This window comes from Halorubrum sodomense (genome assembly GCF_900111935.1).
Lineage (GTDB): Archaea > Halobacteriota > Halobacteria > Halobacteriales > Haloferacaceae > Halorubrum > Halorubrum sodomense.
In genome coordinates, this window is the sequence record NZ_FOYN01000001.1 from 777,897 (window position 1) to 797,821 (window position 19,925).

Below are 19,925 nucleotides of genomic sequence, written 5' to 3' on the forward strand. Positions count from 1 at the left end.
CCGGCGGTCGCGAGCCCGCCCGACCGCTCTCGACGCCCACATGCTCTCCGATTCCCCCTCGGTTCGGGCCTCCCGTGACCTTTCCGCGTCCGCTATCTTCGGCATCTCGCGGACGAAGGCGACGAGCTCGTTGCCGCGTTCGAGCGTCCGTTCGACGAGGGGGCGGCCGGTTCGACCGCCCGCACCGAAGGTGGCGATTCGCACGCGACACATGGGTGCGCTCGGAGCATATCGGAGTGACTTCGATACTTCGAAGTAATGGGCTTTCGAGGACTCGCGACCAAAGGTACAATATCGCAAGTCTCGTGGTGGCGATCAATGACCGGTCCCAGCGATCCACCGGCGGTCCCCGACCTCGACTCGGGGCTGTCACGCGAGGAGGCGATCGCGCTGCGCGAGTCCTTCGAAGACGCGGAACAGGAGCGCATTCGACGGACGGTGGCGGAGCTCCTCGACCTGCTCGGGAAGGCCCACACGATGGCGGTCCTGAGCGAGTTCGCGTTCGCCGAGGGGCCGCTCCGGTTCAGCGACCTGGAGGCCGAACTCGGGATCGCGCCGAACACGCTCTCGACGCGGTTGCGCGAGCTGAACGAAGCGGCGCTGCTCGAACGGGACGCCTACGACGAGGTCCCGCCCCGCGTGGAGTACACGCCGACGGAGAGGGCCGAGTCGCTGTTCCCCGTTTTCGCCCACCTCCACCACTGGGCGATCGAACACGAGCTGTAGCCGGAGCCGTCCCTCGCTACCGACCCTCGAAGTCGCACCTATAATTGTCGGCGGAGCGAACGGACGGCCATGGAACGAGTCTCCATCGACGAGGTCGAGCCGAACGCGGTCGGAAGCGACGTCGACCGACGCGGGCTCTCCGAGCCCCTCGGCGCGACGGACGTCGCGGTCAACCACTACCGACTCGACCCGGGCGAGCGGTTCTCCGGCGGACTCCACGCCCACATGGATCAAGAGGAGCTCTTCGTCGTCGTCGAGGGCGAGGCGACCTTCGAGACGCCGGACGAGCCGGTGACCGTCGGCGCGGGCGAGGCGGTCCGGTTCGCACCGGGCGAGTTCCAGTCCGGCAAGAACGACGGCGACGAACCGGTCGTCGCGCTCGCGCTCGGCGCTCCCCGAGAGAGCGAGGACGTTCGAATCCCGCAGAAATGTCCGGCGTGCGGTCACGAGGACATGCGGGCCATTCCCGGCGACGACGGGTTCGACCTCCGGTGTCCGGAGTGTGACGCCGAGTTGGAGGGCTGAGCCGTGCCGGACGGCGACGGCGGGGTGCGCGGGTCCGACGGTCCGGCCGACAATTCGGCCGACGGTCCGGCCGACGACTCGGACGGGGAACCGGACCGCGTCCTCGTGACCGGTGCGACGGGGACCGTGGGAGAGCCGCTGGTCCGGCGGCTCCTCGAAGACGGGACCCCGGTGCGCGTCGCGACGCGGGACCCGGAGCGCGCACGCGACGAGTTCGGCGACGTCCCCGAGTACGTCGAGTTCGACCTCGGTCGCCCCGAGACGTGGGGGACGGCCCTAGCGGGATCTGACCGCCTGTTCCTGCTGTTCCCGCCGGAGAGCGGCGTCGGCGCCGTCACCGAGTTCGCCGACGCCGCCGAGCGGGTCGGCGTCGACCGCGCGGCCTTCCTGTCGATCCTCGGCGCGGAGAAGCTACCGGTCCTCCCGCATCGCCGGATCGAAACGCACCTCGCGGGGACGGGGATCGCGTGTACCTTCCTCCGCGCCTCCTGGTTCGCCCAGAACCTGAGCGAGATCCACCGTCGGGAGATCGTCGACCGCGACGAGATATTCGTCCCCGCCGGCGACGGCGTGTTGAGCTTCACCGACGCGCGGGACGTGGCCGCGGTGGCCGCGACGGTGCTCACCGAGTCCGGTCACGCGGACCGCGCCTACGACCTCACCGGCCCTGCAGCCCTCGACTTCCGCGAGGCCGCCGACGTGTTCTCGGACGTGCTCGACAGGCCGATCGGCTACGCGGACCCCTCCCGGCCGGCGTTCGGGCTGGCGATGTACCGGCGCGGGTTCTCGCCCGGGTTCGTCGCGTTCATGATCGCAGAGTACTCGCTGGTGCGACTGGGCCTCTCCGGCCGGACGACGGACGACGTCGAGACGGTCCTGGGGCGACCGTCGCGAACGCTCCGCGAGTTCGTCGACGACCACGCCGACGCGTTCCGCGCCGCCGGGGACTCACCGTCCCGCCCGTAGCGCCCAAACCGGTCTCGGCGGCGTTTTCGGTGCCGTCATCCGTCGGCCGATTCGGCGCGGAGCGCCCGGGGAACGGCTTTGACTTCGATATTCGAAGTCACACACCTCCCTCGAAGTCGGGAGTATAACCGGCCGGGCGACCTAACGGACCCATGTCATCACAGGATCCCGGGGTCGGAGTCGAACCCTCGCGCGACGAGGGGAGCGCGGCGTCCGACGGGCCGGCGAACGCCGCCATCGACGTCGACGGCCTCGAACTGGTGTACTCGGACGGGACCGCCGCCGTCCAGGGGGTCGACATGACCGTTCCAGAGGGGGAGTTCTTCGGCTTCCTCGGGCCGAACGGCGCGGGCAAGACGACCACGATCAAGGTGTTCGCGACGCTCCTCTCGCCGACCGCCGGCGAGGTCAGCGTCAACGGCTTCGACGTGCGCTCCGAGCCGCGGGCGATCCGCGAGACGATCGGCTACATGGCCCAGGAGACGAGCATCGACCCCGAGTTGACCGCCGAGGAGAACGTGCGGTTCGCCTGCGAGGCGTACGGGGTCCCGTCGGCCGAGCGCGACGAACGAGTCACCGAACTGCTGGATCTCGTCGACCTTGCCGACGTCGCCGACAAGCGGTCCGAGGAGTTCTCCGGCGGGATGAAAAAGCGGCTGGACGCCGCGACCGCGCTGGTCCACCGGCCGCCGCTCGTCTTCCTCGACGAGCCGACGACGGGACTCGACCCGAAGGCCCGCAACCGGCTGTGGGAGTACTTCCGACGCATCAACGACCTCGGCACGACGATCTTCCTGACCACGCAGTACCTCGAGGAGGCCGACCAGCTCTGTGACCGACTGGCGGTGATCTTAGACGGCGAGATCGTCGCCGACGGGAGTCCGGCGGACCTGAAACGCGAGGTCGGCGGCGAGGTGCTCGACGTGGAACTCGAAGCCGACGGGGACGCGTCCTCGCGGGCCGCGACGATCGCGAGGGAGTTCGAGGCCTTCGCGGACGCGTCCGTGACCGAGACGGACGAGGGGATCAGCGTCACCGCCGAGACGGCCCGCGAGCACGGAACCGACCTGCTCGTCGCGCTCCGCGACGCGGACCTGACGGTCACCGGCTTCAACATCCGGGCGCCGACCCTCGACGACGTGTTCCTCGCGATCACCGGGGAAGAGCTCGACGCCGACGAGTCGAGCGAGGCGGACGCGGAGGGGTCGCGATGAGCGGCTCCGACGGCGACGGAGCGGTCGCGTCCGCGGACGGAGCGACTGCCGCCACCGACGAGACCCGCGCCGCCACCGACGGCCGCGGTCCCGTCGGCTCCGGAAACTCGTTCTTCGGCGACGTGTGGGTGAACTTCAAACGGTGGAATCTGAAGGCCGTCCGCAACCCGTTCGTGCTGGTCGTGTCGCTCGTCCAGCCGATCATCTTCCTCGTGCTGTTCACGGAGGTGTTCGGTACGGTGGCCGGCGGCGCGGTGAATCAGGGGATCCCGGGGATCAGCTACGAGACGTATCTGGTGCCTGCGATCGCCGTTCAGGTGGCGCTCGCCGCGGCGATAACCTCCGGCGTGGGGCTGGTCAACGACATCGAGAACGGGATGTTCGAGAAGGTGCTCGTCACGCCGATGAACCGCACGGCCGTCTTCGTCGGCAAGACCGCCGCCGAGGTGTTCCGGATCGCCGTCCAGATCGCGATCATCATCGGCCTCGGCGTCGCGCTCGGCGCCGAGGTGGTCAGCGGGGTGGTCGGCGTCGTCGGCATCGTTGCCGTCGGGGTCCTGTTTTCGCTGTGGTTCGTCGCCTTCTCGAACGCGTTAGCGCTTCTCACACGCGATCAGGAGTCGACGATCATCGGCGCGAACCTGTTGCAGTTCCCCCTCCTGTTCTTGTCGAGCGCGTTCCTCCCGCTCGGAGCACTCCCCGGCTGGATCCAGACGTTCGCGCGCTTTAACCCCGTCACCTACGGCGTCGACGCCGCGCGCTCGCTCATGGTCGACCGAGACGTGATGACCGTCATCGATGTCTCGTGGTTCGGCGGGACGCTCGACGGCGTCGCTCCCGGCGTTGCCGTACTGGCGGGACTCGACCTCCTGTTGGGCGGCGTCGCCGTCTACCTGCTGTCGCGCGCGTCGAGTTCCGACGTGAAGTGACGGCAGGGTAGGGGCCCGAGCGGGTCCGCTGTGCCTCGGGGCGTGACGCCTCGCGCTCGGGTCGTCCTACTGGTTCTCTAAGGCGTCGAGGATGCACGCGGCGGCGATCACCGCCTCCTTCGGCACGTCGCTCGCGTCGTCGATGGTGACCGTGTAGGCATCGCGCAGCGAGAACTTCCCCTCGATGTCGCCGACGTGGCCGCCGTCGGCGTCGAATATCTCGTACTTGTTCGGGATGAGGTTCGCGGCGCCGACGAGGTGACGGAGCGCCGACAGCAGCTTGTTCTTCGACTCGATCGTCGCCAGCGCCTCCCCCGTTTCGGGGTCGCGGATCGTCCAGTTCTCGACGAACAGCGAGTAGTCCTCGTCTAGGACCACGACCTCCTCGCCGGTGCCCGCGTCGGTGATGGCGTAGTTCCCGCCGATGTCCATAATCCCGCCCGCCTTCACCGAGAAGGCGTCCTCGTCGTCGCCGGTGACGAACGGGAACTCCTCTTTCAGCTTGAACATCTTCTGTTTCCCGCGGAGGACGACGTCACCGGCGCCGTCGCGGACGGTGTACTTGTTCCGAACCATCGACTGTTTGACCTCGTACCGGTCGTCGCTGAGGTCGACGGTCGAGATATCGTACGCGCTCGACTCCGACGGGAACATGGAGGAATCGTCCATGGGTAGTTCGAGGGTCGTTTTCCGTTATAAAGTATTAGATCCGGTTCTGGAGGGAACTCCGACCGGAACGGCTCCAGCCTCCGGTCGGTCCGATTCGATCCGAGCGGACGGCGACTGCGGATCGGACTCCCGGGCGGTCACGGCGTCAGGCGGTCAACCGAGAGCCACTCCACGTCGGCGTCGCGGGCCGCGTTACCGCCGTCTCCCGGGTGATCGTTCCCCTCCGCGGTCAGCGCGAACACCATCTCCTTCCGGACGCCCCCCGCGAGCCGCACGTCGAGCGACAGTTCGCGGGGCGAGAACTCGTGGTCCGGACCCACCACGCGCACGAGGTGTTCGGAGTGCGGGAGGTCCTCGACCGTCTCCACGTCCAGGTACGTCCGGAAGTCGGCGCCGAACTTGAAACCGGTCTTCGGGACCGCGTCGGCCGCCCGCAGGCGTCGGTAGACGACGAGTCGGCGGTCGAAGCGCTCGCCCTCGACGTCGCGGCCGCGGGCGACGATCCGGGCGGCCGCGGCGGGGGTCTCGCTCGCGTCCGTCTCCGAGCCGTCGTCGGCACCCGCGACCGACGCCGTCAGCGACAGCCGGCCGTCCGCGGCCAGCGACGCGGCCTCGACGAGGGAGAGCTGGAGCGCGCCCTCGACGTTCGCGGCCCGCCCGGTGAGCGGTCGCCCGTAGAAGCCGTGTTCGTAGAGACTCTCGGGGGCGTCCCAGACGACGACGCGGTCGGCGAGGAGGGCGCCGGTCAGGTCGGCGGGGGGATCGTAGTCGGTCGCGCCGTCGATGCGACCCTCCTCGGCCGCGAAGTAGGTGATGTCCGACTCCTCGTCGACGACGGCGAGCGTGCGCCCCGCGAGCCCCGCGGTCGCGACGGATTCGCGCTCGCCGACGACCTGGATCGGGTACTTCACGTTGCCCGTGTCGGGCGTCTCGCCGCGCTCGTAGGCGACGAAGTCGACCGCGTCGCCCGGCGCGTCGCTCCAGCCCGGCCACGGCTCCCGGGCGGGCGACAGGTAGAAGCCGCGGTCGCGGAGGTCCGAGTAGACGAGGAAGCGCACCGCGAAGCGGTCGGCCGCGGCCGCGCTCGCGACGAAGAAGCGCTCGAAGCCGACGGGATCCGACCCATCGCTCAGCGTTATCCCCGAGAGGTCGCCGCGGAACAGCAGGTGGGCGGCCTCGACCCGCGAGAGCGCGATCTCGTCGCCGTCGAGCGGTCGCCCGTATCCCCGGGCGTCGTAGAAGCGCTGGCGGGCGTCCCCGCCGACGCGGACCGCGTCGCCCCGCAGGTGGCCGGTCGGTTGCATACCAGCCATCGCGGCCGGCCGAGGGAAGGGGGTTGCGGTCGGGACTCGCGGGACCGCGGTTCGATGACGGGGAGGGAACCGGACAAGCGTAAAGAGCCGCCGGCGAGAACGACGCGGTATGAACGACACCGCAGGGCTCCGGCTCACGGTGCGTGCCGCCGAGAAGCGGGACGCGGGCCGGGGCATCGCCAGGCTCCCCGAGTCGGCCCGCAAGCGGCTCGCCCTCCTCAGCGGCGACACAATCGAGGTGCGCGGCGAGCGCACCGCGGTCGCGAAGGTGTGGCCCGGCGGCCCGGACGCCGCCGACGGCACCGTGCTCATCGACGCCGACACCCGCGCGAACGCCGGCGTGAAGGTCGGTGACACCGTCGCCATCGCCCCCGTCGACGTCTCCGACGCGGAGCGCGTGACGCTGACCGCTCCCGGCCGCCTCGCCGAGGTCGACGTGAGCCGCGAGGTGGTCGAACGGGCGCTCTCCCGCGAGCTCCGGGACCGCCCCGTCACCGAGGGGGAGGCCGTCCACGTCGAGCGGCTCGGCGGGCTCCGCTTCGTGGTCGCCCGGACCGCGCCCGCGGGGACGGTCCGGATAACGTCCTCGACCGACGTGTCCGTCGAGTACGAGGGCGACGCGGAGCCGGCGAGCGGCGACGCCGACGCGCCGGCGAAGACCCGGGGCGACAGCGCCGGAGGACCCGCGACCGGCGCCGGCTCGGGGGCCGACCCGCCCGGCGACGGCGCGCGCCCGAAGGCCAGTGACTCCCCGCCGGCCGAACACACCGCGGGCGCGACCTACGAGGACATCGGCGGCCTCGACGAGGAGCTGGAGCTGGTCCGGGAGACGATAGAGCTCCCCCTCTCCGAGCCGGAGGTGTTCACCCGGCTCGGGATCGACCCGCCGAAGGGGGTCCTCCTCCACGGGCCGCCGGGCACCGGGAAGACGCTGATCGCCCGCGCCGTCGCCAACGAGGTCGACGCGACGTTCGTCACCGTCGACGGGCCGGAGATCATGTCGAAGTACAAGGGCGAGAGCGAGGAGAAGCTCCGCGAGAAGTTCGCGGAGGCCCGCGAGGCCGCCCCCGCGATCGTCTTCTTCGACGAGATCGACTCGATCGCGGGCAAGCGCGACGACGGCGGCGACGTGGAGAACCGCGTCGTCGGCCAGCTGCTCTCGCTGATGGACGGGCTCGACGCCCGCGGCGACGTGATCGTCATCGGGGCGACCAACCGCGTCGACACGATCGACCCGGCGTTGCGGCGCGGCGGGCGGTTCGACCGGGAGATCGAGATCGGCGTCCCCGGCGAGGCGGGCCGTCGGCAGATCCTCGACGTCCACACGCGGCGGATGCCGCTCGCGGACGACGTGGACTTAGATCGGATCGCGAGCCGCACGCACGGGTTCGTCGGCGCCGACATCGAGGGGCTCGCCCAGGAGGCGGCGATGACCGCGCTCCGCCGCGCACGGGAGTCCGACTCGCGCGCGCTCGACGACGTGACCGTCGGCAAGGCGGACTTCGAGGCCGCCCACGCGAACGTCGAGCCGAGCGCGATGCGCGAGTACGTCGCCGAGCAGCCGACCACCGACTTCGCCGACGTCGGCGGCCTCGACGACGCGAAGGCGGAGCTGGAACGCGCCGTCACGTGGCCGCTGTCGTACGGCCCGCTGTTCGACGCGGCCGGCGCCGACCCGCCGACCGGAGTCCTCCTCCACGGGCCGCCGGGCACCGGGAAGACGCTGCTCGCGCGCGCCATCGCCGGCGAGAGCGGCGTCAACTACATCCAGGTCGCCGGCCCCGAACTGCTCGATCGGTACGTCGGCGAGTCGGAGAAGGCGGTCCGCGAGCTGTTCGACCGCGCCCGCCAGGCCGCGCCGGCGATCGTCTTCTTCGACGAGATCGACGCGGTCGCGACCGACCGCGACGCGGCAGGCGGCGACGGCTCCGGCGTGAGCGAGCGGGTCGTCTCGCAGCTGTTGACCGAACTCGACCGCGCCAGCGACAATCCGAACCTCGTCGTTCTCGCGGCGACCAACCGGCGGGACGCGCTCGATCCCGCGCTGCTCCGCCCCGGCCGCCTGGAGACCCACGTCGAGGTGCCCGAACCGGACCGCGAGGCGCGCCGCAAGATCCTGGAGGTCCACACCCGCGAGAAGCCGTTGACCGACGACGTGGACTTGGAGCGGGTCGCCGACGAGACCGAGGGGTACTCCGGCGCGGAGATCGCCTCGCTGTCGCGGGCGGCCGCGATGCGCGCAATCGAGCGCGTCGCAGACGAACACGGCGAGGCGGCCAACGACCACGCCGACGAGGTCGGAATTACCGGCGAGGACTTCGACGCCGCGCTCGAGTCCGTCCGCCCGCGGACCGCCTGACCGAGACAGCGCGGTCCGGACCGCCTGACCCGCGCCGCCCTCAGTCTTCCTCGGTGGCAGCGGTCTCGTCGTCCGGCCCGGGTCCGTGCGCGTGCCCCTCTCCGAGCGCGCCGGCGCCGAACTCGTCGACGGGCGTGACGCTGTAATCGACCGTGAGCGTGTCCCTCGTCGCGCGGACCTTCCCGACGAACGTCGATATCTCCGCCAGCTCGCCTTCCAGCACGAACAGCTCCATACAGTACTGCGACCCCACGTGGCTGTGGAAGTTCGAGGCGACGATCCCCTCCTGTTCGTGTCGCAGCCGCATCATCCGCTCTTCGACGTTCGTCGTCTCGTAGTTGAAAAGCACCGTCACCACGGCCATCAGGCTCCGGTCCTCCAGCTTGGCGTCCTCGAACTCCCCGAGGAGGTTCCGAGAGGCCTCGCGAACGACCTCGCTGCGGCCGGTGTACCCGTGTTCGTCGGCGAACCGGTCGATCCGATTGAGCAACTCCTCCGGCATGGACACGCTGACGACCGTCATATATTAACTCACGCCGCCGGAGTTGTTAATCGTTGAGGTCCGAACCGCCGCCGTCCGTCGGCGGGTTCGCGCCTCGCGCCCCCGGCCCTCCGCCTCCCTCGATCCGATCGCCGAGCCACGCGTAGTGGTCGAGCAGCGCTGTCTCGCCCGTCTCGGTGAGCGCGTACACGTCCGCGATGCCCTCGGTTCGGCGGTCGAGGTAGCCGGCCTCGACCAGCGCGGAGAGGGTCCCGTAGAAGGAGCCGGGGTCGATCCGCTCGTCGTAGTGGGATTCGAGCCGGCTCTTCAGCGACTGCGCGCGCAGCTCGCCGTGGTCGTACAGCAGCGCGCAGAGGTCGCGGCGCCGGCCGCTGTGGAACCACTTCGTCATGGGTCGCGCCTCGCCCCGGAACGCAACAAATCGCTCACGACGCGTCCACCAGTTCGTCGAGCCGGTCGACGCGCCGGTCGCCGAGGATACACCGCCCGCGCTCGTCGCGGCCGACGCGCTCGACGTGGACCGCGTCGAGACCGGCGTTCCAGGCGGCCGCCACGTCGCTCTCGCCGTCGCCGACGTAGTAGCCGCGGCCCCGGTTCGGGTCGACGCCGAGTTCGCCCATCGCGGCCTCGATCGGACCGGGATCGGGCTTCCAGCCCGTCTCGTCGGTACAGCAGACGACGGCGTCGAACCGGCCGTCGAGGCCGACGCGGTCGAGGACGGGCTCGGCCAGGAACTCCTGACAGTGGGTCACGAGGCCGGTCGGGCCGCCGACCTCGCTCACGCGGTCGAGGAGGCGCGCGGCGTCGTCGTGGAGGTACGTCGCCTCCGCGCGGGCGACCGGGTCCTCCACGGCGTGGAACGCGGGCCAGAACGCGTCGGGGTCGACCCCCATCTCGCGGAGCGTCTCGGCGCGGGAGCCGCCGAGACCGTTCCAGAGGACGCGGGCCTCGCGGTCGGAGAACTCGCGGCCCAGCCGGTCGCCGACGCGGTCGAACACCGTCCGAGTGTACTCCCACTCGGCGTCGACGAGGGTCCCGTCGAGGTCGAAGAGGTGGAAATCGTAGTCGGCGAGGGCCATCGACCTCACCGTACGTCGGGGGCCGGCAAGTGCGTTGCGGGTTCGGTTGCCCGGGTCGCGGCCGCGGCCGTCCGCCTGGTCCTGTTCAGAGGGTCACCGCTCACTCCCGCACGTGGACGGACGAACCGAGGTACTTGCGCAGGACCTCGTCGACCGAGTCGGCGTTGAACCGGCCGAGGTCGTCGGCGACCGCCGCCTTCAGCGCGTCCAGGTACGCCTCGTCGGTCCGGAGCTCGCGGAAGTCGGCTGCGGCGACTTCGACGCCCGCGGCGTCCGAGATCCCCAGCCGTTCCTCGGCCGGCCGCCGGAACGAGGGCTCGTCGCCGATCTCGCCGCGCCACAGCCGGTCGCGGAAGAAGAGCCAGCCGTCGGTTCCGGGGTCGTCCGCGGGTATCTCCATCGTCGTCTCGAACCGATCGGGGTCGACGGTTGCGGCCGGCGGATCCAGCCGGACGCCGACGCGGAAGACGTACGCGGCCTCCATCCGTGGAGGCGAGAGGGACTCGGAGGGTAAAAGTACATACCGCTCGGCCGTCTGTGTCAGGGAAGATGCTGGACCGACTCCGCGGGCTCGTCGGGCGCGCGTACCGGCGACACCTCCGCCGTGAGATCGACGACGTCCCCGACCACGTCGCCGTCATCCAGGACGGCAACCGGCGGTACGCCCGCGAGCGCGGCGACGACGCGCCCGAGGGCCACCGCGCCGGCGCCGACACCACCGAGCGCGTCCTCGACTGGTGCGCCGACCTCGGCGTCTCGGAGCTCACCCTCTACGCCTTCTCCACCGAGAACTTCGCTCGCCCGGACGAGGAGCTGGAACCCCTCTTCGACCTGTTGGAACACAAGCTGCGCGAGTTCGCCGACGCCGACCGCGTCCACGAGCAGGGGGTTCGCGTCCGGGCCATCGGCGACGTGCCCCGGCTCCCGCCCCGCGTCCGCGACGCGGTCGACTACGCGGAGCGACGCACCGCCGACAACGACCGCTTCACGCTCAACGTCGCGCTGGCGTACGGCGGCCGGACCGAGCTGCTGGACGCCGCGCGCGCCATCGCCCGCGACGTCGAGGCCGGCGAGATGGACCCGGAAGACGTCGACATCGATGCCGTCGAATCCCGGTTGTACGACCGCCCGATCCGCGACGTGGACCTGATCGTTCGCACCGGCGGCGACGAGCGCACCTCGAACTTCCTCCCGTGGCACGCGAACGGCAACGAGGCCGCCGTCTACTTCTGTGCGCCGTACTGGCCGGAGTTCTCCGAGGCCGACTTCCTGCGCGCGATCCGCACCTACGAGTCGCGAGAGGAGTCGTGGCAGCGGGCCCGGGCGGAGCGGGCCGCCGCGCTGGTGCGCGCGCTGGCCGAGGTGGAGTTCGCGGAGGCCCGCGCCGCGGCCGCTCGGCTTCGCGAGCGCGTCCCCCGGCTCGACGGGAGCGACCTCTCCGACGACGCCCTCGGTATCACCGAACGCGACGGCGTTGGTCCGGGCGACGGCGACTCGGGCGGTCGGATCGACGGCGACGCCGCGGACTCCACGGGGGCCGACTAACACGCCCCCGGCGCGATCCCGTCCTCGCGCCGCGTCAGCAGGTACAGCGCGAACGAGGAGAGCCAGTGCGACCCCGCGTAGTCGTCGGTGAGCACGTCCGCGGCCCCCGCCTCGGCGTGACGGCGCGCCGCCTCGTCCAGCGGCTCGCGGAGCCGGGCCGCCGCCGGTCCGTCCCCCTCTGCCAGCGCGTCAGCCAGCCCCGCGAGACACCACGCCCGGGAGACGTTGAGGCCGATCAGGTGTATCGCGGCGCCGTCGCCCTCGTCCGGTTCGACGTCGACGGGCGACAGCAGCGCGTCGTGCGGCGGCGCGGTGAGGTCCGGGAGGAAGCCGTCGAGCCACGCCGCGAACGGGTCGGGATCGAGGACGCGGCGCAGCAGGTCCGCCTCCGTCAGCGCGGGCGAGAGGAAGTCCCACCCGACCGGCTCCGCGCCGACGACCGCGGCGGTGTCGTCCCCGTAGAGCCGGCGCGCCGTCGCCTCGGCCTCGCGTTCGAGGTCGGCGTCGCCGACGACCCGCGCGTAGTCGAGGACGCCGGCGAGCGCGAACGCGGTGTTGCCGTGCGTGCCGACGCGGTGCGGGCGGTCGATCCCGAGGAACGACTCGCGGGTCCCGCGGCGGACCCGGTCTTCGAGCGGGCGGAGCGTCTCGCGCCACGCGTCGGCGCGCGGGTCGTCCCACAGGGCGAGCTCGGCGGCGAGGCGCAGCAGCCACGACCGGCCGTACGGCTCCTCGAAGCCGGGGTTCTCGTCGAGGTACGCGACCTCGCGGGCGACGTTCTCGGGGGTCAGCCGCCCCTCGATGCCCGCCGCGATCTCGGCCTCGTTCGGGTGACTCGGGACGAGCCGCAGCGCGCGGACGAGCGCCCAGTGGCTGTGGACCGCGGAGTGCCAGTCGAAACAGCCGTAAAAGACCGGGTGCCTCTCGGCGGGACGCGGCGGCGCCTCCGCCCCCTCGACGACCCCCTGATAGTGCGGATACTCGGTCTCGACCCCGTCGAGCGGGTGGGCGGCCAGCGCCGTCGCGACGGCGTCGTCGACGGCGTCCGCCCGTCCGGCGCGGAGCGCGTCCGGCGACAGCTCCTCGAAGGCGTTCATGACGAGCGGTCGGCGGGGCGCCTGTTCAATCGGTCGGTCGCCCGCGGGACGCCGGCACGCAGAATCAGTTTCAGTTCGGACGTCGCTACGCTCTCGGCCCGCTCACGCCGGGTTCTTCCGCGTCAGGTCGCTGCCGCAGATCGGACACCGCTCCTTGTTCTCGTCGAAGGTGCGGTTACAGCCGACGCACTGGAAGCGCCACTCGCGCTCCTCGGAGATGCCGTCGCGGGCGATGGCCTCCACCGGGAGGTCGAGCCGCTCGGCGACGTTCTGCATCGCGTAGTCGTCGGTGACGAGCGTCGCGTGAAGCTCTAAGGCGGTCGCGATCAGCCGGACGTCGGTGTCGGACAGCTCCGCGGCGTCGCCCGACCCCTTCGCGGCGCGGCGGACGCGGTCGACCGCCTCCGGCGCCGGGACGTGGACGGTCATTCCGGAACCCTCCATCGCGTCGAAGCGGAGGGCAACCTCGCCGGTGAGCTCGTCGTGGACCGCCGGGATGGAGACAACGTCGTCGTCGGTCGTGTACTCGTGGATGAACGCGGACGAGTCGAGGACCTGCATCAGCGGGCGACGACGATGTAGTCTTTCACCGCCTGGACGTTCGCGACCGGGACGCGGAGCCGCCCCATCTCGTCGACCTCGAAGTCGACGCGCTCGGGCCTGAGCTGCTCGTGCGGGCTGACGAGGAGGTGGTTCAGCTCTCCGGACTCGAGGTTCATCGTGATGTTGTACAGGTCCCCGAGTTCGGTGCCGTCGGCGCTCATTACCGCCTTCCCGGAGAGGTTCTCCGCGAGGATGTCGACCATACCTCACGGTCCCGGGCGACGGTATTAAACGCCACGGGGCGTCGGACGGGCGACCGACGCGAGAGCGCTCGTCGCCGGCCGAACCACGACCGGCCGAACCACGACCGGCCGAACCACGACCGGACGGTCCGGCTCCGCCGTCGCGGTTCGTCGCGGCATTTTGAAAGGCTTAACTGACGGCCGGGCAGAAGAGACGGTATAACCTTCTCGGGGCGATCACATATGACCGACCACACACACGCGGACACCCTGCGAACCCCCATCGTCGCCGTGCTGGGCCACGTCGACCACGGCAAGACGAGCCTGCTCGACACGATCCGCGGCTCCGCCGTCAGCGAGGGCGAGGCCGGCGCGATCACCCAACACATCGGGGCGACGGACATCCCGCTCGACACCATCTCCGGGATGGCGGGCGAGCTCATCGACCCGTCCGACTTCGACCTCCCCGGCCTGCTGTTCATCGACACGCCGGGCCACCACTCCTTCTCGACGCTGCGCGCCCGCGGCGGCGCGCTCGCCGACATCGCGGTGCTCGTCGTCGACGTCAACGACGGCTTCCAGCCGCAGACGGAGGAGGCGATCGACATCCTCCGCCGGACGGGCACCCCCTTCGTCGTCGCCGCCAACAAGGTCGACACGACGCCCGGGTGGAACCCGCAGGACGGCGAGCCGATCCAGCGGAGCATGGAGGCGCAGTCCGAGCGCGCGAAGTCGATGCTCGACGAGAACCTCTACGAGATCATCGGTCAGCTCTCCGACGCCGGGTTCTCCGCGGACCTCTACTGGCGCGTCCAGGACTTCCAGAAGAACATCGGCGTCGTCCCGCTGTCGGCGCTCACCGGCGAGGGCGTTCCGGACCTCCTCACCGTCCTGATGGGCCTCTCCCAGCGGTTCATGAAAGAGGAGATGGCGATCGACGTCACGGGGCCGGGCGAGGGGACGGTCCTCGAAGTGAAAGACGAGCGCGGGTTCGGTGCCACCGTCGACACCGTCGTCTACGACGGCGTGATCCGCAACGGCGACACCGTCGTCGTCGGGGGGCAAGACGAGCCGATCGTCACCGAGGTCCGCGCGCTGCTCCGCCCGCGCCCCCTCGCGGAGATCCGCACCGAAAAGGAGTTCGAGAAGGTCGGGGAGATCGGCGCCGCGGCCGGCGTGAAGATCGCCGCGCCCGACCTCGACGAGGCGATGGCGGGCGCGCCGGTCCGCGTCGTCCGCGACCGCACCGTCGATCAGGTCGTCGAGGAGGTGAAGGCGGAGCTCGCGGAGATCGAGGTCGAGACCGCCGACAACGGCGTCGTCGTCAAGGCGGACACCCTCGGCTCGCTGGAGGCGATGGCGAACGCACTCCGCGAGGCGGAGGTCCCGATCCTCCGCGCCGAGGTCGGCGACATCGCGCCGCGCGACATCGCGGTCGCCGAGACCGCGAACCAGGACGAACACAAGGCGATTTTGGGCTTCAACGTCGACCTCCTCCAGAACGCGGAGTCGGACTTGGAGAACGCGGACGTGAAGCTGTTCAAGAACAAGGTCATCTACCAGCTGGTCGAGGACTACGAGCGCTACGTCGAGGAGAAGCAGCGCGCGCAACAGGAGACGGTGCTGGACAAGGTCGTGCGCCCCGCCCGCTTCCGCATCCTCCCCGACCACACGTTCCGGCAGAACGACCCCGCGGTCGTCGGCGTCGAGGTCATCTCGGGTACGCTCCAGAACAACCGCAACGTCGGCTTCTTCGACGGCAACGAGTTCGAGCGCGTCGGCGGCCTCTCCGGGATTCAAAAGCAGGGCGAGGACGTCGACGAGGCGCGCTCGGGCGAGCGCGTCAGCATCGCCATCGACGGGCCGACCGTCGGCCGCGACATCGAGGAGGGCGACACGCTCTGGACCGAGGTGCCCGAGAAGCACGCGAAGATCTTAGAACAGGAGCTGAAGGAGGAGATCACCGCGGACGAGCGCGAGGCGCTCCAGGGGTACCTCGACACGCGCCGCAAGCGAGACCCGTTCTGGGGGAAGTGACGAGCGCGGTCGAGGCTCCTCACCGCACGGTCGACCCCCTCACCGCACGGCTTATTCGCGTGCGCCGGCAATCAGCGGGGGATGACAGCGACGGACACCGACTCGCGAGACGAGCCCGAAGACGACCTGACCCTCATCAGGGAGGGCCGAGACTTCGAACAGGAGTACCGCCTGACTGCCGCCGAGGCCGGCCGCTTCCTCGTCGAAGTCGGCGAGCAGCTTCAGGAGGGCGACGAGCTCACCCTCACCGGCGACGAGTGGACGCTCCCGTTCTCGTTCGGCGAGCCCGTCGAACTCGAGGTCGAGTACGAGGGGTACGGCGAACGGGCGCTCGAGATCGAACTCGAGATCCCGGGGACGACCGACGAGGAGGCGCCGACCGTCGAGTGAGCGGCGCGGCGTCGAGTACCGCCCCACAGAGTATTTGTCGTTCGAGCGGTCAGCGACGCGCATGGTCTCCCGAGAGAACGCGGTCGTCCTCCTGTTCATGGCTGCCGGGCTGGCGTTGGCGTACGGCGGTCGCGTCGCGACCAGTCTGAGCGACGACCTCCTGATCGGCGTGCTGATATTCGTTTCCGTCGCGGCGCCGCAGGCGGTGATCGGCTACTTGGACGCCGAGGACTCGGACTGACGCCCGAGCGCGACCGTCGACCGCGTGTCGCCGTTATGTGTGTCGAGCGCGTAGGCGACGTATGGAGACTACTGCGGTCGAACACGACGGCGCGATCCTCGCGCGGCTGGAGAGCGACGACCGGGTGTTCGAGGTACGCTTCGACGCGCTCGAACCGACCGACGTGACGCTGCGGTTCCTCCGCGACGGCGAGCGCGTCGGGAGCGTCTATAACGACGACGGTACGAAGCGAACAATGGCGCGGCTCACGACCGCGCGCGAAGGCACCGACTTCATCGGCGTCGAGGTGCCGAAGGAGTTCGTCGCCGAGGTCCTCGACGCGGCGCTGGATGCGGGGCGCGTCACCGACGAGACCGCCGCCGAGGGGTACCGACTCCGCGTGCTTTGAGCCGACGCGCCGCGACTTCGACTCAGGCGTACACGAGGATGATCACCGCGACGAACGCCAACTCGCCGCCGACGAGCAGCGCCGCGAGGAGCCACGCCCGGTAGGTCCAGAGCCACTCGCGGGCCGCCGCGAACCGGTTTTCGCCGCCTTCCGCCGACTCGCCGCGGTACTCTGGGTCGACGCGCCAGCCGGTTTCCGGGTCGTACGTCGCCGGCACCCGGGTCCCGACGAGTTCGTCGACGTCCAGCGGCGAGACGCCCGCAGCCTCGAGAAATTCGAGGAACTTTTTCGACTCCCGAAGCGACCCGTCGCGGGGCGCGTCGAACCGCTCGGTGTGGGTCGCGTCGCCGTGGGGCGGGCGCATCTCGACGGCGACGCGGTCGCCGACGGAGCGCACCCGCGTGACGATCAGCACGTTCTCCTCGTCGTTGAGGTACGCCTCGCGGAGCCGGCGTTTCACCGCCTCGTCGACGCCGACGTCGTCCGGGTCGTCGGGGAGGGCCTCGGCGTCGGCCGAGATCGGATCGCCGTTGACGTCGTCGGCGCTTTCGGGGTCGGCGGTCGTCGAGACGCTCCCGTCACCGCCGGATCGGTCCGCCATCGACCCGGGGTTGGCGACGCGCTCTCATAAGGTCACGGCCGCTATACGTGACTGCTTTCGTAGCGGACGGCTCGTGGGCCGAGCCACCGAAGGCTCGGCCGCTATGTGATACGTGCTCACCGACTCGAACACGACCGCCGAAGCCCCAGCCGCGAGGGAGGCGCACGCTCGCTGCGCGCTTCAGTCGCTCGTTACACTCGCTCCTTCCAGTGCTTGCGTCGCCTGCGCCTCCCTCGCGGCTGCCCCTTCGAGTCCCGCCCCGCACCGCCCAGCACCTCACACCTCCCCAGCCTCGTCGGCCGCCCTCCGCTTCGCTCCGGGCGGCCGACTCCCTCGCGCGTGCTGCTCGGCCGCGGGGCGGCCTCGCAGGCACGCGCCACCGCATTTCGACTGTCAGCCGCTCACTGGAGCCGGTAGCGTAAGATTGCGGCGATACCGCCGAGGTTGGCGAGCTGCTCGCCGGGGGCGAACTCCGAGGAGAAGACGACCACGTCGCCGCCCTGCCGCTCGACCGACTCGATCACCTCGTTGACGTCGATGTCCCAGTCGCCGTCCCCCTGCCGCTCCGTGCGGAGGCGCTCGTCGACGACGAGCAGCGTCTCGACCGCGCCGAACTCGGCGGCCTCGGCGGTGTCGTCGGGGCCGTACGTCGCCTTCTCCTCTTTGGCGATGTTCTCGGTCAGCTCGTCGATGAGGCTCGCCTCCTTCGAGATGCGAGTCTCCTTCTGGACCTCGTCGACCGCGCCGCGCTTGAGTACCTCGTGGACGCCGCGGTCGCCCGCGGCGGAGGTGTCGACGGTGGTGATCCGGTCCGAGAGGTCGCGGTACTCCTCGTCGATGTAGTCGCGCGCGTCCTGCTTGGTGAACCCCGGTCCCGCCAGGATCACGGCGTCGGCGTCGAGGTGCGCGAGCGCCTCGCCCAGCTCCGCGAACAGCTCCTCGCGCGGCCGGGAGAACTCGCCCTTCCCGGTCGGCTTCGTGAACGAGGCGTACTCCTCGGTGCCGTACTGCTGGACCGTGTGGACGTAGGCCGCGCCCTCCTCGACGGTCGCGATGGCCACATCGGGGTTCTCCGCGGCCTCCGTCGCCTCCTGAAGCCGCTCGGTCTGGTCCGGCTTGAAATGCTTCTCGACGGTTATCTCGTCGTGCTCCTCGACGTTGAGCGTGTGGTGGGCGTTGAGCTGGTCCTCCCGCGAGCAGCCGACGATGATTCCGGAGACGCGGAGGCGGTTGGCGAACCGCGCGAACTCCACGTCCTCCACCTCCAGCGTGACGAAGATGTGCTCGCGCTGCCCGCCGGTGTCCCGCATCTGGTCGTCGTTCCGCTGGATGCGTCGGGTGGTGTCGCCCTCGACGAGGTCCCCGGGTTCGAGGACGTGCGCGAGGTGCCAGAGGTCGTCCACGTTCTCGGGGACCAGCGTGAGCCGCTCCCGGCCCTCCTCGCCGTACCCCCGCTCGGAGATGCGCATGCCCGTCGGTTCGCTCGCGGCCGTATCAACTCTTGTCTTCCGCGTCGTTCAGGACCGACCCCCACTCGAAGCCGGTTTCGTCCGGCTCGTTCGCCCCGGCCGCCTTCTCCGCACCCGTCCCGTCGTTTCCGTTGCCGTCGCTCCCGTCACCGATCGGGACGGCGCGGCCGACCTGTACCGCTGCCGACGGCTCGCTCCGGATCGGTCGCCCGCCGTCGCCCGACACGACCGGGACCGGCGATGACTCGGGCGACCGGACGGTGCTGTGAACCCCGCGCTCGTCGGGGTCGGGCCGAGCGGCTGGGCCTCTCGTCGCGTCTCCCCCCAAGGCGTCGGCCGCACCTCGTCCGTAGAGCCCGTGGGCGACGACGCGGGCCGCGAACGCGAGCGCGACCCCGACGACCAGCGGCGCCGCGGGCGCCGCGACCGCGTAGCCGACCGCGAGCGCCCCGACCGCGAGCGCCCACCCGGTGGCGTACGGTCCGGTCGCGGCCACGCCGGCCACCGTCCGCGGATCCAGTCCGTCCCTGAGCCGCCCGGACGCGGCGAACGCGGCGAGCGCCGCCGGCCGGACGTACGCGAACGCGAGGAGGTACGCGCCGACGAGCGCGGCGACGCCCCCGCCGGCGACCGCGGCGGCGGCGGCCGGTCCGTTCGGCCCGAGGGCGGATTCGACGGTCGTCGCGGTCGCTTCCGGGTCGACGGGGCCGGCGACGAGCGCGGCGACGCCCCCGCCGGCGACCGCGAGGCCGCCAGCGAGCGGTGCGAGGAGGACGGCCGACAGCAGCGCCGACTTGGCGCCGTCCCTGACCAACTCGCCCCACGCGACGAGCGACGGCGCGCCGTCCGCGTTCCCGGCCTCGACCGCGAGGCGCGTGACGCGGACGAAGTAGCCGCGCGCGACGAGCGACGGCGCGAGCGCGACCGGGGCCGCGACGGCGACCGCCGGGCTGACGAAGAGGACGCCGACGAGCCACAGCGGCGTCAGGACCCACGCGAGCAGGGTCACGGCGCCGCCCACGAGGACGACGCCAGCCGCGTCGTCGGTTCGCGCCAGCGCCGCCGCGGCCGCGGTGAGCATGTGACTTGG

Annotated in this window: 23 protein-coding genes; 11 read left to right on the forward strand and 12 right to left on the reverse strand. The window is 70.9% G+C overall.

Annotated features, from left to right (window positions below; all coding sequences use genetic code 11):
- The first annotated feature begins 318 nt into the window (after positions 1-318).
- The 5 genes from BM286_RS03990 (at position 319) to BM286_RS04010 (ending at position 4,360) form a co-directional block, all read left to right on the forward strand.
- Positions 319-726: a winged helix-turn-helix transcriptional regulator gene (locus tag BM286_RS03990; protein ID WP_092920279.1), complete on the forward strand. Its 408-nt coding sequence runs from the start codon at positions 319-321 to the stop codon at positions 724-726.
- 69 nt (positions 727-795) lie between these two features.
- Positions 796-1,251, forward strand: coding sequence for a cupin domain-containing protein (locus BM286_RS03995; RefSeq protein ID WP_092920280.1), 456 nt, complete (start codon positions 796-798; stop codon positions 1,249-1,251).
- A 105-nt stretch (positions 1,252-1,356) separates the two neighbouring features.
- The gene (locus BM286_RS04000; protein ID WP_394327272.1) at positions 1,357-2,217 is read left to right on the forward strand and encodes an NAD(P)H-binding protein; all 861 of its coding nucleotides are present in this window, start codon (positions 1,357-1,359) and stop codon (positions 2,215-2,217) included.
- Between the two features lie 152 nt (positions 2,218-2,369).
- The gene (locus BM286_RS04005) at positions 2,370-3,431 is read left to right on the forward strand and encodes an ABC transporter ATP-binding protein (protein ID WP_092920281.1); all 1,062 of its coding nucleotides are present in this window, start codon (positions 2,370-2,372) and stop codon (positions 3,429-3,431) included.
- Positions 3,428-4,360 (forward strand): ABC transporter permease, encoded by a 933-nt coding sequence (locus BM286_RS04010; protein WP_217265861.1) that lies wholly within the window; start codon positions 3,428-3,430, stop codon positions 4,358-4,360. The genes BM286_RS04005 and BM286_RS04010 overlap by 4 nt, the downstream gene beginning before the upstream one ends.
- Positions 4,361-4,426: 66 nt before the next feature.
- On the opposite strand, the gene BM286_RS04015 is transcribed toward BM286_RS04010, so the two are convergent.
- Both BM286_RS04015 and endA read right to left on the reverse strand, forming a co-directional pair.
- On the reverse strand, positions 4,427-5,029 hold the full coding sequence (locus tag BM286_RS04015) for an LURP-one-related/scramblase family protein (RefSeq protein WP_092920282.1): 603 nt from the start codon (positions 5,027-5,029) through the stop codon (positions 4,427-4,429).
- Positions 5,030-5,166: 137 nt separating this feature from the next.
- Positions 5,167-6,333, reverse strand: coding sequence for a tRNA-intron lyase (endA, locus tag BM286_RS04020; protein WP_092920283.1), 1,167 nt, complete (start codon positions 6,331-6,333; stop codon positions 5,167-5,169).
- Between the two features lie 118 nt (positions 6,334-6,451).
- Between endA and BM286_RS04025 the strand changes: the two genes are divergently transcribed.
- Entirely contained in the window at positions 6,452-8,701 is a 2,250-nt protein-coding gene (locus tag BM286_RS04025; protein WP_092920284.1) for an AAA family ATPase, read from the forward strand.
- Positions 8,702-8,741: 40 nt separating this feature from the next.
- Here the strand turns inward: BM286_RS04025 and BM286_RS04030 are convergent, their stop codons facing one another.
- The 4 genes from BM286_RS04030 to lwrS all read right to left on the reverse strand — a co-directional run bounded on the left by BM286_RS04030 (position 8,742) and on the right by lwrS (position 10,766).
- Entirely contained in the window at positions 8,742-9,224 is a 483-nt protein-coding gene (locus BM286_RS04030) for a CopG family ribbon-helix-helix protein (protein WP_092920285.1), read from the reverse strand.
- A 25-nt stretch (positions 9,225-9,249) separates the two neighbouring features.
- A complete protein-coding gene (locus tag BM286_RS04035; RefSeq protein WP_092920286.1) occupies positions 9,250-9,594 on the reverse strand; it encodes a PadR family transcriptional regulator in 345 nt (114 codons plus the stop codon).
- Between the two features lie 34 nt (positions 9,595-9,628).
- Positions 9,629-10,282, reverse strand: coding sequence for an HAD family hydrolase (locus tag BM286_RS04040; protein ID WP_092920287.1), 654 nt, complete (start codon positions 10,280-10,282; stop codon positions 9,629-9,631).
- A gap of 100 nt (positions 10,283-10,382) precedes the next feature.
- A complete protein-coding gene (gene lwrS / locus BM286_RS04045) occupies positions 10,383-10,766 on the reverse strand; it encodes an LWR-salt protein (RefSeq protein WP_092920288.1) in 384 nt (127 codons plus the stop codon).
- Positions 10,767-10,831: 65 nt separating this feature from the next.
- On the opposite strand from lwrS, the gene uppS reads away from it, so the two are divergent.
- Positions 10,832-11,827 carry a polyprenyl diphosphate synthase gene (gene uppS / locus BM286_RS04050; protein WP_092920289.1) on the forward strand — a complete coding sequence of 332 codons (996 nt, stop codon included), beginning with the start codon at positions 10,832-10,834 and terminating at the stop codon, positions 11,825-11,827.
- On the opposite strand, the gene BM286_RS04055 is transcribed toward uppS, so the two are convergent.
- The 3 genes from BM286_RS04055 to BM286_RS04065 form a co-directional block, all read right to left on the reverse strand.
- Positions 11,824-12,924, reverse strand: coding sequence for a DUF2891 domain-containing protein (locus BM286_RS04055; RefSeq protein ID WP_092920290.1), 1,101 nt, complete (start codon positions 12,922-12,924; stop codon positions 11,824-11,826). The genes uppS and BM286_RS04055 overlap by 4 nt on opposite strands.
- A 102-nt stretch (positions 12,925-13,026) precedes the next feature.
- On the reverse strand, positions 13,027-13,485 hold the full coding sequence (locus BM286_RS04060) for an NOB1 family endonuclease (RefSeq protein ID WP_092920291.1): 459 nt from the start codon (positions 13,483-13,485) through the stop codon (positions 13,027-13,029).
- Positions 13,485-13,730: a PRC-barrel domain-containing protein gene (locus BM286_RS04065; RefSeq protein WP_092920292.1), complete on the reverse strand. Its 246-nt coding sequence runs from the start codon at positions 13,728-13,730 to the stop codon at positions 13,485-13,487. Before BM286_RS04065 ends, BM286_RS04060 begins: the two co-directional genes overlap by 1 nt.
- Before the next feature lie 222 nt (positions 13,731-13,952).
- Between BM286_RS04065 and infB the strand changes: the two genes are divergently transcribed.
- From infB to BM286_RS04085, 4 genes are all read left to right on the forward strand, one after another.
- Positions 13,953-15,746 carry a translation initiation factor IF-2 gene (infB, locus tag BM286_RS04070; protein ID WP_092920293.1) on the forward strand — a complete coding sequence of 598 codons (1,794 nt, stop codon included), beginning with the start codon at positions 13,953-13,955 and terminating at the stop codon, positions 15,744-15,746.
- Positions 15,747-15,827: 81 nt separating this feature from the next.
- On the forward strand, positions 15,828-16,136 hold the full coding sequence (locus tag BM286_RS04075) for an amphi-Trp domain-containing protein (protein ID WP_092920294.1): 309 nt from the start codon (positions 15,828-15,830) through the stop codon (positions 16,134-16,136).
- A gap of 61 nt (positions 16,137-16,197) precedes the next feature.
- A complete protein-coding gene (locus BM286_RS04080; protein WP_092920295.1) occupies positions 16,198-16,377 on the forward strand; it encodes a hypothetical protein in 180 nt (59 codons plus the stop codon).
- 61 nt (positions 16,378-16,438) lie between these two features.
- Positions 16,439-16,765, forward strand: a complete 327-nt coding sequence (locus BM286_RS04085) for a hypothetical protein (protein WP_092920296.1) — start codon at positions 16,439-16,441, stop codon at positions 16,763-16,765.
- A 22-nt stretch (positions 16,766-16,787) separates the two neighbouring features.
- Here BM286_RS04085 and BM286_RS04090 read toward each other — a convergent pair whose 3' ends face one another.
- The 3 genes from BM286_RS04090 to BM286_RS04100 form a co-directional block, all read right to left on the reverse strand.
- Positions 16,788-17,366 (reverse strand): hypothetical protein, encoded by a 579-nt coding sequence (locus BM286_RS04090; RefSeq protein ID WP_092920297.1) that lies wholly within the window; start codon positions 17,364-17,366, stop codon positions 16,788-16,790.
- Positions 17,367-17,767: 401 nt separating this feature from the next.
- Positions 17,768-18,835: an mRNA surveillance protein pelota gene (locus tag BM286_RS04095; protein ID WP_092920298.1), complete on the reverse strand. Its 1,068-nt coding sequence runs from the start codon at positions 18,833-18,835 to the stop codon at positions 17,768-17,770.
- Between the two features lie 25 nt (positions 18,836-18,860).
- Positions 18,861-19,916, reverse strand: coding sequence for a DUF4013 domain-containing protein (locus BM286_RS04100; RefSeq protein ID WP_092920299.1), 1,056 nt, complete (start codon positions 19,914-19,916; stop codon positions 18,861-18,863).
- Positions 19,917-19,925 lie beyond the last annotated feature (9 nt).

Coding starts and splice junctions, on each gene's coding strand:
- BM286_RS03990 (WP_092920279.1), top strand. CDS start 319: ATGACCGGTCCCAGCGATCCACCGGCGGTCCCCGACCTCGACTCGGGG.
- BM286_RS03995 (WP_092920280.1), top strand. CDS start 796: ATGGAACGAGTCTCCATCGACGAGGTCGAGCCGAACGCGGTCGGAAGC.
- BM286_RS04005 (WP_092920281.1), top strand. CDS start 2,370: ATGTCATCACAGGATCCCGGGGTCGGAGTCGAACCCTCGCGCGACGAG.
- BM286_RS04010 (WP_217265861.1), top strand. CDS start 3,428: ATGAGCGGCTCCGACGGCGACGGAGCGGTCGCGTCCGCGGACGGAGCG.
- BM286_RS04015 (WP_092920282.1), bottom strand. CDS start 5,029: ATGGACGATTCCTCCATGTTCCCGTCGGAGTCGAGCGCGTACGATATC.
- endA (WP_092920283.1), bottom strand. CDS start 6,333: ATGCAACCGACCGGCCACCTGCGGGGCGACGCGGTCCGCGTCGGCGGG.
- BM286_RS04025 (WP_092920284.1), top strand. CDS start 6,452: ATGAACGACACCGCAGGGCTCCGGCTCACGGTGCGTGCCGCCGAGAAG.
- BM286_RS04030 (WP_092920285.1), bottom strand. CDS start 9,224: ATGACGGTCGTCAGCGTGTCCATGCCGGAGGAGTTGCTCAATCGGATC.
- BM286_RS04035 (WP_092920286.1), bottom strand. CDS start 9,594: ATGACGAAGTGGTTCCACAGCGGCCGGCGCCGCGACCTCTGCGCGCTG.
- BM286_RS04040 (WP_092920287.1), bottom strand. CDS start 10,282: ATGGCCCTCGCCGACTACGATTTCCACCTCTTCGACCTCGACGGGACC.
- lwrS (WP_092920288.1), bottom strand. CDS start 10,766: ATGGAGGCCGCGTACGTCTTCCGCGTCGGCGTCCGGCTGGATCCGCCG.
- uppS (WP_092920289.1), top strand. CDS start 10,832: ATGCTGGACCGACTCCGCGGGCTCGTCGGGCGCGCGTACCGGCGACAC.
- BM286_RS04055 (WP_092920290.1), bottom strand. CDS start 12,924: ATGAACGCCTTCGAGGAGCTGTCGCCGGACGCGCTCCGCGCCGGACGG.
- BM286_RS04060 (WP_092920291.1), bottom strand. CDS start 13,485: ATGCAGGTCCTCGACTCGTCCGCGTTCATCCACGAGTACACGACCGAC.
- BM286_RS04065 (WP_092920292.1), bottom strand. CDS start 13,730: ATGGTCGACATCCTCGCGGAGAACCTCTCCGGGAAGGCGGTAATGAGC.
- infB (WP_092920293.1), top strand. CDS start 13,953: ATGACCGACCACACACACGCGGACACCCTGCGAACCCCCATCGTCGCC.
- BM286_RS04075 (WP_092920294.1), top strand. CDS start 15,828: ATGACAGCGACGGACACCGACTCGCGAGACGAGCCCGAAGACGACCTG.
- BM286_RS04080 (WP_092920295.1), top strand. CDS start 16,198: ATGGTCTCCCGAGAGAACGCGGTCGTCCTCCTGTTCATGGCTGCCGGG.
- BM286_RS04085 (WP_092920296.1), top strand. CDS start 16,439: ATGGAGACTACTGCGGTCGAACACGACGGCGCGATCCTCGCGCGGCTG.
- BM286_RS04090 (WP_092920297.1), bottom strand. CDS start 17,366: ATGGCGGACCGATCCGGCGGTGACGGGAGCGTCTCGACGACCGCCGAC.
- BM286_RS04095 (WP_092920298.1), bottom strand. CDS start 18,835: ATGCGCATCTCCGAGCGGGGGTACGGCGAGGAGGGCCGGGAGCGGCTC.
- BM286_RS04100 (WP_092920299.1), bottom strand. CDS start 19,916: ATGCTCACCGCGGCCGCGGCGGCGCTGGCGCGAACCGACGACGCGGCT.